Origin of the sequence: Kitasatospora sp. NPDC008115 (assembly GCF_042957205.1) — a bacterium.
Lineage (GTDB): Bacteria > Actinomycetota > Actinomycetes > Streptomycetales > Streptomycetaceae > Kitasatospora.
The window spans coordinates 1-14,070 of sequence record NZ_JBIBHU010000059.1 but is presented as its reverse complement, the minus strand read 5'-3'; the positions used below and the strand labels follow the sequence as shown (position 1 = coordinate 14,070).

General features: G+C 74.6%; 4 protein-coding genes. 3 read left to right on the top strand and 1 reads right to left on the bottom strand.

Annotated features, from left to right (window positions below; all coding sequences use genetic code 11):
* From ACFZBX_RS36430 to ACFZBX_RS36420, 3 genes are all read left to right on the top strand, one after another.
* Positions 1-3,008, top strand: a 3,008-nt coding sequence (locus ACFZBX_RS36430; RefSeq protein ID WP_391538107.1) for a type I polyketide synthase, incomplete at its 5' end; no start/stop codon positions are given.
* 201 nt (positions 3,009-3,209) lie between these two features.
* The gene (locus tag ACFZBX_RS36425) at positions 3,210-4,418 is read left to right on the top strand and encodes a cytochrome P450 (RefSeq protein WP_391538106.1); all 1,209 of its coding nucleotides are present in this window, start codon (positions 3,210-3,212) and stop codon (positions 4,416-4,418) included.
* Between the two features lie 183 nt (positions 4,419-4,601).
* Positions 4,602-6,368, top strand: a complete 1,767-nt coding sequence (locus tag ACFZBX_RS36420) for a fatty acyl-AMP ligase (protein WP_391538105.1) — start codon at positions 4,602-4,604, stop codon at positions 6,366-6,368.
* Positions 6,369-6,529: 161 nt separating this feature from the next.
* Here the strand turns inward: ACFZBX_RS36420 and ACFZBX_RS36415 are convergent, their stop codons facing one another.
* Positions 6,530-13,846 carry an SDR family NAD(P)-dependent oxidoreductase gene (locus tag ACFZBX_RS36415; RefSeq protein ID WP_391538104.1) on the bottom strand — a complete coding sequence of 2,439 codons (7,317 nt, stop codon included), beginning with the start codon at positions 13,844-13,846 and terminating at the stop codon, positions 6,530-6,532.
* Positions 13,847-14,070: the final 224 nt, after the last annotated feature.

Sequence of the window (14,070 nt, the reverse complement as noted above, 5' to 3'; positions counted from 1 at the left end):
AGGCGTACGTGCGCGGCGTGCCCGTCGACTGGACCACCGTCCTCGCCGGCCGCGACGCCCGCCGCACCGACCTGCCCACCTACCCCTTCCAACACCAACGCTTCTGGCCCGAACCCGGTACCGGCGGCGACGTCGCCGGCGTGGGGCTCCAGGCGGCGGGTCACCCGTTCCTCGGCGCCGTGGTCCGCCTCGCCGACTCCGAGAACCTGGTGCTCACCGGCCGACTGTCACTGCGCACCCACCCGTGGCTGGCCGACCACCAGGTGGCAGGAACGGTCCCGCTGCCCGGCACCGCCTTCGTCGAGCTGGCGATGGTCGCCGGTGACCAGGTCGGCTGCGACCGGCTCGAAGAGCTGACCATGGAGGCGCCCCTGCTGCTGCCGCCCACCGGGCACGTCCGCCTCCAGCTGACCGTGGGCACACCGGACGAGGCTGGCCGCCGTGCGATCCAGGTGTTCTCGCAGCACGAGGACGACGCGGAGGACTCCGGGTGGCTGTGCCACGGCAGCGGAGTGCTGGCCGCCGGGGGCGCTTCGCCCGTCCCGGACCTCTCCGAGTGGCCTCCTCCGGGCGCCACGCCCGTTCCCGTCGACGACCTGTACGAGCTCGCCGCCGACGGGCCCGTCTTCTACGGCCCGGCATTCCACGGCCTGCGCGCCGCCTGGCGGCGGGGCGACGAGGTGTTCGCCGAGGTGGCCCTGCCCGCCGGGCAGCTGGAGCGTGCGGGCGGCTTCACCCTCCACCCGGTACTGCTGGACTCCGCCCTGCACACCGTGGGCCTGGGCGGGCTGCTGGACGAGGACGTGCCGGGCTGGCGGCCCTTCGCCTGGAGCGGTGTGTCGGTGCACGCGACGGGCGCCTCGGCCCTGCGGGTGCGGATCGCCCCGGCCGGTTCCGGGTCGCTCGCGCTGTTCGCCACCGACCCCCTGGGCGTGCCGGCGGTCTCCGTGGACTCGCTGGCCATGCGGCCGATCACGGCGGAGCAGTTCGCCGGCGCACGACAGGAGTCGCTGCTGCGGATGGACTGGGTGACGGCGCCCGACGAGGCGAAGCCCGTCAAGGCGTCCGCCGGACCGCGCTGGGTGACGCTCGGTCCCGTCGGGCCGGACCTCCTCGAACTCGCGCGGCAGCACTCCGCCGGGGCTCCGGCCTCCTTCGTGGACCTGAGCGCCCTGGTCTCCGCCGTGGCCGACGGCGCCGAAGCTCCCGACTTCGTGCTGCTCGACCCCGCGAGCGACACGCCCGCGGACCTGACCGGCCTCGCGGAGGCGGCCCGGGCGGCCACCGGCCGGGCCCTGGACGCGGTCCGCGCCTGGCTGGACCCGTCCCTCGACGAGCGGCTGTCCTCGACCCGCCTGGTGCTGGTCACGCGCCGGGCCCTGGCCGCGCGCGACGGTGAGCAGGTGACCGGGCTCGCCGGAGCCCCGCTCTGGGGCCTGGTGCGCTCGGCCCAGGCCGAGACCCCCGACCGGCTGGTGCTGCTCGACGTGGACGGCGAAGCCGCGTCCTGGCAGGCCCTGCCGGCGGCGCTGGCCTCCGGGGAGGACCAGCTGGCGCTGCGCGCCGGAACCGTCCTGGCGCCCCGTCTGGGGCGGGTCCGCGCCCTGCCGCCGGTGTCCGGCCCGCAGACCCCGTCCGGGGCCGACGACGGTGCGCCGGCCTCCTGGGACCCGGAGGGGACGGTCCTGGTGACCGGTGCCACCAGCGGTCTGGGTGCCATGGTCGCCCGGCGGCTGGCGTCCCGGCACGGCGTGCGCCGGCTGCTGCTGCTCAGCCGCCGGGGCCCGGCGGCCGAGGGCGCGGCCGAGCTGCTGGACGACCTGCGCGAGGCGGGTGCCGACGCCGCCGTGGTGGCCTGCGACGTGGCGGACCGCGAGGCGCTGGCGGGGGTGCTCGCGGACGTCTCCGCCGAGCACCCGCTGACCGCGGTGGTGCACTGCGCCGGCACCGTCGACAACGGCCTGACGGCCTCGCTGACACCGGAGAAGATCGACGCGGTGTTCCGCCCCAAGGTCGACGCGGCGCTCAACCTGCACGCGTTGACCAAGGACGGCGGGCCGGTCGCGTTCGTGCTCTTCTCCTCGGTGGCGGGCACCATCGGCGGCACCGGACAGGGCAACTACGCCGCCGCCAACACCTTCCTGGACGCGCTGGCCCAGCACCGCCATGCCGAGGGCCTGCCGGCCACCTCACTCGCCTGGGGACTGTGGGAGGCGAGCAGCGGTATGGGCGGCCGGTTCGACACCGCGCTGCTCGCCAACACCTCGATGCGGGCCGTCGTCCCGCTGCCGGCCGAGGAGGGCCTCGGGCTGTTCGACGCCTGCCGGCTCTCGGACGAGCCCGTCCTCTTCCCGGTCAAGCTGAACACGGCCGCACTGCGCGCGCAGGCCGGAGACGGCGCGCTGCCGTCGGTGCTCCGCGCGCTGGCCCCCGCGGGGCTGCGCCGCGGCGCCGCCTCCGGGCAGGACAACGGGGCGCAGCTGCACGGGCAACTGGCCGCGATGTCCCACGGCGAGCGCCACAACGCGCTGCTGGCGCTGATCCGCCGGCAGGTCGCCTCGGTGCTGGGGTACGCCTCGGCGGAGGCCGTGGAGATCGACCGGCCGTTCAAGGAGCTGGGCTTCGACTCGCTGACGGCGGTGGAGCTGCGCAACCGCCTGAACGCCGCCACCGGGGTCCGGCTGCCCGTCACGGCCGTCTTCGACTACCCCACGATGGAGGTGCTCGCCGGGTTCCTGCGGGACGAGCTGTTCCCCGCGGCCGCGGAGGAGGGGCTGGATCCGCAGGCCGCCGAGGAGGCCAGGGTCAGGGAGGCGCTGCGCTCACTGCCGTTGGCACGGCTGCGCGAGAGCGGCCTGCTCGACCCGCTGCTGGAGCTGGCCGAGGGCCGCTCCGGTGGTGGCGAGGCGGCCGGGAAGGCGGACCTCAGCGAATCCATCATGACGATGGACGAGGCCACCCTTATCCGCCTCGCGCTGAGCAATTCCGGTGCTGGGGACGGACTCTGACGACTCATTCGTTAGCACGCCGGGGCCGGGGCGCCGGCCGGCGCCCCGGCCCGGTCGGCCGCTTCTGGGGTGCGTAGGGGTTACCGGGTGGGGGGCTCCGATTCGTACGATCCCACCGTCTGGTGAGTCCGAGGGGCGAGAGCCCGGTCCGACCTGCCCATCACTTTCCATCAGCCGGCCCACCGCTACCGGAGAATTCCCGTGACCGATGCTCCTGCCCCGATCCCCTTCCCGTTCCCCGAGGGGGACGGGATCTGCCAGCCGATCCGCGAGCTCGACGAGCTCCGCACGACCCACCCGGTCGCGCAGGTGACCCTGCCCGACGGGACGCCCGCCTGGCTGCTGACCCGCCACGCGGACGTGCGCCAGGCGCTGTTCGACCCGGTGTTCAGCAACCGTGTCATGCCGGCCATGCCGAACATGCCGCAGAACGAAGTCACCGCGATCATGAACGAGTCACTGGTCGGCATGGACCCGCCGGAGCACACCCGCCTGCGCAAGCTGGTCTCCCGCGCGTTCACGGTGAAGCGGATCGACGCCCTGCGTCCCCGGATCACCGAGCTGGTGGACGAGCTGATCACGGCGATGCAGGCCATGCCGCAGCCGGTCAACATGGTGGAGGCCTTCTCGGTGCCGTTCCCGGTCCAGGTGATCTGCGAGCTGCTCGGCGTCCCCCGCACCGACGAGCACGACTTCCGCGAGTGGGCCGACACGCTGCTCGGCGACTGGATGACCGACCCGGTCAAGCGGGACGAGGCCGCCCTGCGGTTCCGGGAGTACTTCACCGCGCTCATCTCGGCCAAGCGCACCGATCCCGGCGACGACCTCATCACCGCCCTGATCGCCGCCAGCGACGAGGGCGACAAGCTGACCGAGCGCGAGATCGTGCACCTCTGCGTCGGCATGCTGATCAACGGCTACGAGACCACCGCGAACGCGATCGGGATGTTCCTGCTGGTCCTCCGGCGCCACCCCGAGGACTTCGCCCGGCTGATCGCCGACCCCACGGGTGTGCCCGCCGCGGTCGAGGAACTGCTGCGCTTCGTCCAGACCGGCACCAGCGGCACCGGCCAGCCCAAGATCACCAAGCGGGAGGTCGTCCTCAGCGGCGTGACCATCCCGGCCGGCGCGCTCATCCTGCCGGGCACCGGGGCCGCCAACCGCGACCCCGAGGTCTTCACCGACCCCGACCGGCTCGACCTCACCCGGGCCGAGAACCCGCATCTCGCCCTCGGCGGCGGGCTGCACCACTGCCTGGGCGCGCAGCTGGCCCGCGTCGAGCTGCAGGAGGCCCTGCTCGGCGTGATCCGCCGGATGCCGAACGTGGAGATCGCGGTGCCGGAGTCGGAGCTCAGGATGAAGCCCTTCTCGGCCCTGCGCGGCCTTCAGGAGCTGCCGATCACCTGGTAGCCACCGAGTGGGGATCACCGGCTCGACAGCTGGGGGTGTGGAGGCGGTTCGCCGTTCCCACGCCCCCAGCGTTCGTTGTGGGCGACCGGCCCGGTCGGGGCGGTCGCCCGCTCCATCCAACCGTTGACCGGTCGCCGGGGCGCACCCGGGTGGCCGCGCCATCAGAAGGCAGGGACTTCACCGATGAACCAGCCAGGAGCAGAGACCGGGACGGCCAACGTCAGTACGGTGACCGAGGCCCTCCACCTCCGGAGCGTCAAGCAACCGGGGGAGACCGCCTATGTGTTCCTCCGCGACGGCGAGACACCCGACGGGCACCTCACCTACCAGGAACTGGAGGCCGGAGCGCGTGGCCGGGGCGGCGCGCTCGCGGCCGCCGGGCTCGGGGCCGGGGACTCCGCCGTCCTGCTCTACCCCTCGGGCCTGGAGTTCGTCCGGTCGCTACTCGCCTGCATGTACGCCCGGGTCGCCGCCGCCCCGGTCCAGGTGCCGACGCGCCGCAGCGGCCTGCAGCGGCTGCGGCGGATCGCCGACGACGCCGGGACCACCGTGGTCCTCACCACCGCCGGGATCAAGCAGGACCTGGAGGAACGGTTCGGCGACCTGCCGGAGCTGGCCGGGCTGACCCTGGTCGACGCCTCCTCGCTCGCTCCGCGGGCCGAACTGCCGGGTGGGGACCCCCGCCCGGACGACATCGCGCTCCTGCAGTACACCTCGGGTTCGACCGGCCGGCCCAAGGGCGTGATGGTCTCCCACGCCAACTTCCTGCACAACGTCGCGGAGACCGAGGCCCTCTGGCCGTCGGGGCCGGACGGCGTGGTCGTCAACTGGCTTCCGCTGTTCCACGACATGGGCCTGATCTTCGGCGTGCTGCTGCCGCTCTGCTCCGGCGTGCCGGCCTACCTCATGGAGCCCACCGCCTTCGTCCGCCGGCCGCTGCGCTGGCTGGAGGCGGTCTCCCGGTATCGCGGGACCCACGCGGCCGCGCCGAGCTTCGCCTACGAGCTGTGCGTGCGCGCCGCCGAGGAGGCGGGGGCGGGGGCCGTGGCGGCGCTCGACCTGTCCTCGTGGCGGGCCGCGGTGAACGGCGCGGAGCCGGTCCGCTGGCGGGCCGTCAAGTCCTTCACCGAGACCTTCGGTCCGGCCGGGTTCGCGCCGGAGGCCATGTCGCCCGGGTACGGGCTGGCCGAGAACACCCTGAAGGCGACCGGCAGTTCGCCGGAGCGGCGGCCCACCGTGCTGTGGGTGTCGCGTTCGGCACTGGTCGACGGCCGGCTCGAACTCCAGGAGGCCGGGGCTGAGGGCGCGCAGCCGCTGGTCGGCGCCGGCGCTCCGTCCCGGCCGACCCGGGTGCTGATCGTCGACCCCGTCACCCTGGCGCCCTGCCCGGCCGGCACGGTCGGCGAGATCTGGATCAGCGGCCCGTGTGTCGCCCTGGGCTACCGCGGACGGGCCGAGGAGACCGAGGACGCCTTCCACGCCCGGCCGGCCGGCGCGGCCCTCGACGACTCCGCCCCGCGCTACCTGCGCACCGGCGACCTCGGCTTCCTGCACGCGGAGGAACTCTTCATAGCCGGCCGGCTCAAGGACGTCATCGTGCGCAACGGCCGCAACTTCTACCCGCAGGACCTGGAGCTGTCCGTCGAGGGGGCGGCCACCGGGCTGCACCCCAACTGCGCGGCGGCGTTCTCGGTGGACGACGGCGAGAGCGAGCGGCTCGTGATCGTCGTCGAGGCCGACGGCCGGGTCCTGCGGCAGGTCGGTGAGGAGGGGCTCCGCGAGCGGATCCGGTCGGCCGTCCACGACGGCCAGCGGCTGGAGGCGGACGACGTCGTGGTCATCCGCCGCGGCATGCTGCCCCGCACCACCAGCGGCAAGGTGCAGCGCCGGGCCTGCCGCGAGCTGTACTCGCAGGGCGCCCTCAAGACCGCGGTCGCCGGACGGTCCTGACCCAGGAGCCGTCGACCCGCCGGAAGGCCGGTGCCCCGCCCGGGGCACCGGCCTTCCGCACGCGGGAAGGGCCGGGCGGCGCTCCCGGGGCGGCGCGCACGACCGCCGGGCGGGCCGAGTGCTCGGCCCGCCCGGCGGGTCGGGGGTTCCCGGTCGGGCCGCTACCGCGCGGCCAACCACTCGTGCACGGTGCGCGCGGTGTTCTCGCCGTACTCGCTCATCATCGTGTAGTGGTCGCCCCGGACGTCCACCGTGTCACGGATCATCGGCCAGAACGGCTTCCAGGTCTCGTCCGGCGGCAGCGGCCGGCCGGGCTCGGCGTTGACCATCTCCGAGGCCCGGACCAGCAGGGCCGGGGTGGCGATCTCCTTCGGCTGCCACTCCCCCAGCAGGTTGAAGTAGGCCGCCATCGCCGTCAGCCTGACGCCGGTCAGCCGGCCGAAGCTCTTCTCCCGTTCCAGGGTCCTGGACTCCATCACCGGCAGGATGTACTCGGCCTGCCTGGTCCCGGCCAGGAAGCTGTCCAGCAGCACCACGCCGAGTGGGCGGACCCCGCGCTCCTCCAGCCTGGTGGCCACCATGTAGGCGATGCTGCCGCCCGAGGAGAGGCCGGCCAGGGCGAAGGGCTCTCCGTCGGTGCTCTCCTCGATGAGGCGGGCGCAGTGGTCGGCCAGGGCCTCGGAGTCGGCGGCCACCGGCTCACCGGCCACGAAGCCGGGCAGCATCAACGACCACATGTCGCGGATGCCGCGCAGCGGGGTGGCCAGCGGCACGAACTCCTGGTTGCTCGCCCACGCCGACGGCGACGGGAAGCAGATGATCCGCGGGTGCTGCGATCCGCTCGCCAGCCGTACCAGGCCGGGGCCGCCGGACAGCTCGGCCGGGCCGGAGAAGGTCGGCCGCAGTTCCACGCCGGTCGCCAGCACCTTGTGCGCGATGTCGATCCGCCCGGTCTCCAGCGCCCGCCGGTACAGTGCCTCGACCGCGTTCACCGCCGCGGTGGCGGTGTCCTCCACGGGGGCCGCCTCCTCCGTGCGGGTGGCCGCGGCCGTCGCACCGTCGGCCAACTGCCGGTTCAGCTCACCGGCCAGCGCGGCCAGCGTCGCGTGGTCGAAGATCAGCGTGGGGGGCAGCCGCAGCCCGGTGGCCGCGTTCAGCCGGTTGCGCAGCTCGACCGAGGTCAGCGAGTCGAAGCCGAGTTCCGCGAAGGCACTGGATCCCTGGACCTCGGCCAGGTCGGTGTGCCCGAGCACGTCGGCCGCCTCGGCCCGGACCAGGTCCAGCAGCACCGCCTCACGTGCCCCGGACTCCAGTCCGGCCAACCGACCGCTCAGCTCCTCGCCGCCGCCCCGCCCGGAGGCCGCCGCCCGGCGCCGGGACGGCTGCACCAGTGCGCGGAGCACCGCCGGGATCTCCTGTCCCGGCGATGCCGCCCCGCGCCCGGCGGCCAGCCGGATCGGGACGAGCAGCGGGTCCTCCTGCCCGGCGAGTGCCAGGTCGAACGCGGCCAGGCCCTGCGCTGCTCCGAACGGCGCCATCCCGCTCCGGCTCATCCGGGCCCGCTGTCGGCCGCCGAGCCCGTCGGCCATGCCGCCGGCCTGCTCCCACCAGCCCCAGGCGAGTGAGAGCGCGGCCAGGCCCCGGTCGCGGCGGTGGCCGGCGAGGGTGTCGAGGAAGGTGTTGGCCGCCGCGTAGTTGCCCTGCCCCTGGCTGCCCAGTAGTCCGGCGGCGGAGGAGAACAGCACGAAGGCCGACAGGTCCAGGTGCGCGGTGAGCTCGTGCAGGTACCAGGCCGCGTCCACCTTGGGCCGCAGCACCCGGTCCAGCCGCTCGGGGGTCAGCGAGGTCAGCAGGCCGTCGTCCAGGACCCCGGCCAGGTGGACCACCGCGGTCAGCGGGTGCTCGGCGGGGATCCCATCCAGCAGCACGGCCAAGGCGTCACGGTCGGCGACGTCGCAGGCGACCGCCGTCGCCTCGACGCCGTGCTCGCCCAGTTCCGCGATCAGCTCGTCCATGCCCGGGGTGGCCGGTCCGCGCCGGCCGGCCAGCAGCAGTCGGCGCACGCCGTGCGCGGTGGCGAGGTGACGGCTCACCAGGCCGCCGAGCGCGCCGCCGGCACCGGTGACCAGCACGGTGCCCCGCTCGCCGAACGCCGCCCGCGGGCCGGGGTCGCCGGCCGGGGCCGCCGCCGCGACCAGCCGGGGCACGACCGGCCCGCCCGTGCGCAGCGCCACCTGCGGCTCGCCGCCGGCCAGGGCGGCCGGCAGGGCCCGGAAGGAGGCCTCGTCCCCGTCCACGTCGATCAGGACGATCCGGCCCGGGTTCTCGGACTGTGCCGTCCTGAGCAGGCCCCAGGCCGTGGCGGCGGCCAGGTCGGCGACCGGGTCCGCCGGTCCGGTCGAGACCGCCCGGCGGCTCAGCACCACCAGCGTGGTGTCGGCGAGGCGCTCGTCGGAGAGCCACTGCCGGACGGCGTCGAGCGCCCACCGAGCGGCCGCGTGCGCGGCCTGCGGCGTGCCCCCGTCATCACCGCCGGCGCAGAAGACGACGATTCCGTCCGGCGCCGGGGCACCGGTGCTCAGCCGGTCGGTCAGCGACTGCCAGTCCAGGTAGGGGGTCCCCGGGAGGCCGGCGGCCAGCACCCGCGGCCGCAGGTCCAGCGGATCGTGACCGAGCGTCACCCAGGCGCCCGACAGGGGCCGTTCGGAGAGCGACGCGGCCGTCCATTCGAGCCGGAACAGCGAGTTGCCGACGGCGGCGGCCGGGTCCATGGGAGCGGACGGCTCGGGCAACGAGGGCCGCCGCAGGGTCAGCGAGTCGATCGAGGCGACCGGGTCGCCGACGGCGTCCAGCAGCGTGACCCCGGCACCGTCCCGGCCGACGGGGGTGAGCCTGACCCGCGCCGTCGTGGCGTCGGTCGCGTGCAGCCGCACGCCGGTCCAGGCGAACGGCAGGCCCACCGTCGCCGTGCCCTGACCGTGCTCGTCCGCTCCCAGCAGGCCGAGGGCCAGCGGCTGGAGCGCCGCGTCCAGCAGCGCGGGGTGGATGCCGAAACCGTTCTCCGGGCCCCCTGCCGCCTCCGGCAGCCCGATCTCGGCGAACAGTTCGCCGTCCCGGCGCCACAGGGCCCGCAGGCCGCGGAAGACCGGACCGAGCTCGAAGTCGTCCTCGCCCAGCCCCGCGTAGAAGTCCTCCAGCGGCACGGCCTGCGCACCCGCGGGCGGCCATGGCGCGGGCTCCCCCGCCACCGCGGGCGGACCGGCGACGGCGAGCACGCCCCGTGCGTGGCAGGTCCACGCGTCGTCGTACGCGGCGTCCTCCGGGCGCGAATGGACGCTCACGGCGCGCCGGCCCTCGCCGTCCGGGCCGTCGACGACCAGCCGCAGCGCGGTGCCGCCGTGCTCGGACAGCACCAGTGGGGCCTGAAGGGTCAGCTCGTCGAGCAGTTCGCAGCCGAGCTGCTCCCCGGCCCACAGCGCCAGCTCCACGTACGCGGTCCCGGGGAACAGCGGCAGGCCGGCGAGGCGGTGGTCGGCGATCCAGCCGTGGGACGCCAGGGAGAGCCGCCCGGTGAAGAGACAGCCGTCCGAATCAGGCAGCGCCACCCCCGCGCCGAGCAGCGGGTGTTCGACGGCGCTCAGGCCGACGCCCGACGGGTCGCCCGCGCGGGCGGCCCCGGTGGCCAGCCAGTACCGGCGGCGCTGGAAGGCGTAGGTGGGCAGGTCCATCCCCCGGTGCGGGCGGCCGGCGAAGAAGGCCGGCCAGTCCACCGCCGCGCCCCTCGCGTGCACCCGGGCGAGGGCCGCGGTGAGCGCGGCCGTCTCGCCCCGCTTCCCGCGCAGGGCGGCCACGGCCCCTGGACCGGCCGGTCCGTACTCGGCCGCGGCCTCCTGGAACAGTGCGGTCAGCACCTCCCCCGGGCCCAGCTCCAGCACCGTGCCGACGCCCCGGTCGAGCAGCGTCCGGACCGCGTCGCCGTACCGGACCGCCTCGCGGACGTGGCGCACCCAGTACTCGGGCGTGCACAGCTCGGGCCCGGCGAGCCCGCCGGTCAGGTTGGACACCACGGGGATCCGCGGCTGCTCGAAGGAGACCCCCGCGAGCACCTCGCCGAACCCGGCGAGCACCGGCTCCATCAGAGGCGAGTGGAAGGCATGGCTCACCGTCAGCCTGCGGGTCTTGCGCCCCGCCGCCGCGAAGAGGCCGGCCAGCTCCTCCACGGCCGCGAGCTCGCCGGACAGCACCGTCGCGAGCGGGCCGTTGACCGCGGCGACACCCGCCAGGCCCGCGACGCCGGCCAGCGCCTCGGCCACCTCCTCCTCACCGGCCTGGACCGCCAGCATCGCGCCACCGGGCGGCAGCGCCTGCATCAGCCGTCCACGGGCCGCGACCACCCGGCAGGCGTCCGCGAGCGACCACACGCCGGCCACATGAGCGGCGGCGAGTTCACCGATCGAGTGGCCGAGCAGCACGTCGGGCCGCACGCCCCAGCCCTCGACCAGCCGGAACAGCGCGACCTCCACGGCGAAGAGCGCCGGCTGGGTGAAGGCCGTCCCGTCCAGCAGCCCGGCCTCCACGGAGTCCGGTGCGGCGAACACCACCTGCTTCAGCGGCCGCTCCAGGTGCGGGTCCAGCTCCGCGCAGACCTCGTCGTAGGCGGCGGCGAACTCCGGGAAACGGTCGTAGAGTTCACGCCCCATGCCCAGGCGCTGCGAACCCTGGCCCGGGAACTGCACGGCCAGGCCGCCGTCGGTCGCCACGCCGCGCAGCACACCGGGCGCCGAAGCCCCCTCGGCCAAGGCCGCGAGGCCGGCCAGGAAGTCGGGAAAATCCTCGGCCACCACGGCGGCCCGGTGGGCGAGCTGTGCCCGGGTGGTCGCCAGCGCCACGGCGACGTCCGCGGGATCGGCCGCGGCGGGGTCCGCCTCCAACCGGGCCAGCAGCCGCCGGGCCTGCTCCCCCAACGCCTCGGGGGACTGCCCGGAGAGCAGCCAGGGCAGCGGCCCGCCCGGGGCGGGGGTACCGGCCCCGGAGACCTCCGCCTCGGGGGCCTCCGCCTCGGGGGCCTCCGCCTCGGGGGCCTGCTCCAGGATGATGTGGGCGTTGGTGCCGCTGATGCCGAAGGAGGAGACGCCCGCACGGCGCGGCCGGTCCTCCGGCACCGTCCAGTCGCGCGGTTCGGCCAGCAGCTCCACCGCTCCCGCCGACCAGTCCACCTGGGACGACGGCTCGCTCACGTGCAGGGTGCGCGGGAGCTCCCGGTGCCGCAGCGCCATGACCATCTTGATCACACCGGCGACGCCGGCCGCGTACTGGGTGTGGCCGATGTTGGACTTGATCGAGCCGAGCCAGAGCGGGCGGCCCTCGGGGCGGTCCTGGCCGTACGTCGCCAGCAGCGCCTGCGCCTCGATCGGGTCACCCAGTGTGGTCCCCGTCCCGTGCGCCTCCACCACGTCCACCTCGGCGGCCGACAGTCCGGCGTCGGCCAGCGCCTGACGGATCACCCGCTGCTGCGACGGACCGTTCGGCGCCGTCAGACCGTTCGACGCACCGTCCTGGTTCACCGCGCTGCCGCGGATCACCGCCAGCACCGGATGCCCGTTGCGCCGCGCGTCCGACAACCGCTCGACCACCAGCATGCCCACACCCTCGCCCCAGCCGGTGCCGTCCGCATCGTCCGAGAACGCCTTGCACCGCCCGTCCGCGGCCAGGCCGCCCTGGCGCGAGAACTCGGCGAACGCGCCCGGCGTCGACATCACCGTCACACCGCCGGCCAGCGCCAGATCGCACTCACCCGTGCGCAGTGCCCGGCTCGCCAGGTGCAGCGCGACCAACGAGGACGAACACGCCGTGTCCACCGTCACCGCCGGCCCCTCCAGACCCAGCACGTACGACACCCGGCCCGACATCACACTGCCCGACGAACCGGTCAGCGCATAGCCGCTCGACGCCTCGGCCGAGCTCATCAGCACCGCGCTGTACTCCTGCGGCGAACCGCCGACGAAGACACCGGTCCGGCTGCCGCGCAGCGAGGAGGGGTCGACCCCCGTGCGCTCCAGCGCCTCCCACGAGGACTCCAGCAGCAGCCGCTGCTGCGGATCCATCGCGAGCGCCTCACGCGGCGAGATCCCGAAGAAGGCGGCGTCGAACTCCGGCGCGTCATGAACGAACGCGCCCTGACGAGTGGCCGTCATGGTGAACTGGGCCGGATCGTGGGTGCTGTTGGCGTTCCAGCCGCGGTCGGCCGGGAACTCGCCGACCTCGTCGCGGCCCTCGGCGACCAGGCGCCACAGCTCCTCCGGCGATGTCGCCTCCCCGGGGAAGCGGCAGGCCATGCCGACGATCACCAATGGCTCGTCGTCCTGCGAGCGCGCCACCACGGCCGCCGGCGCTCCGGCCTCCGCCGCCGAGCCCATCAGCTGCCCGCGCACGAAGGCCGCGAGGGCGGCGGGGGTGGGGTGGTCGAAGACCAGGGTGGAGGGCAGCCGCAGCCCGGTCGCGGTGTTCAGCCGGTTGCGCAGCTCCATCGCGGTGAGCGAGTCGAAGCCCAGCTCCTGGAAGGGCTTCGCAGACGTGATCGCGGAGGTGGCACCGTGGCCGAGAACGGCCGCCGCCTCCGCCCGCACCAGATCGAGCAACGCCGTGCGCTGCTCCGGTTCGCCCAGTCCGGCGAGGCGTTCGCGCAGCGCCCGAGCCGCGGAGTCGTCACCGGAACGCTCGGCGGCCTCCGCCTCCAGGACCTTGCGGACCTCGGGGATGTCCTCGATCAGCGGACGGTGACGGGCGATCATGTAGCCCAGCGTGAAACGTTCCCAGTCCATGTCGGTGACCGTGAGCAGGGTCTCGTCCCGGACGAGGGCCTGGTCGAGGGCGCTGATCGCCACCTCCGGGTCCATCAGCCGCAGACCCGCCCGGGTCAGCAGCTCACTGGTCCGGGCGTCCGCCATGCCGGTGCCCTTCCAGCCGCCCCAGGAGACGGAGGTCGCGGTCAGACCACGGGCCCGACGCTCCTGCGCCAGACCGTCCAGATAGGCGTTGGCCGCCGCATAGGCCGCGTTACCCGAACTTCCCCACACCGCCGCCCCCGAGGAGAACAGCACGAACGCGTCCAGCTCCATCCCCGCCGTCAACGCGTCCAGATGCCGGGCACCCTCCACCTTCGCCCGCAACGCCCCCTCGAACTCCTCCACCGACAGGTCCCCGACCTCCCGATACGACCCCACACCCGCCGCGTGGAAGACCGCGGACAGCGGGAGTTCCGCCGGAATCCCCGCCAGCACCCCCTCCAACGCCCCCCGATCCGCCACATCACACGCCACCACCGACACCCGGGCCCCCAACCCCTCCAACTCCTCCACCAACCCCGTAACACCCTCGGCATCCGGACCACGACGCGACACCAGCACCACATGCTCCGCACCCACACCCGCCAACCACCGCGCCACACACGCACCCACCCCACCCGTCCCACCCGTCACCAACACCGAACCACCCACAGACCAACCACCGGCACCAGTGACGGCGGCGCCCAACGGAGCACGCACCAACCGCCGGCCGAACACACCCGAGGACCGCACCGCCACCTGATCCTCCACCCCCGACGCCAGCACACCCACCAACCCCGCACCCACCCGCTCGTCCCACACCACCGGCACATCAACCAACCCACCCCACAACCCCGCCAACTCCAGCCCCACCACCT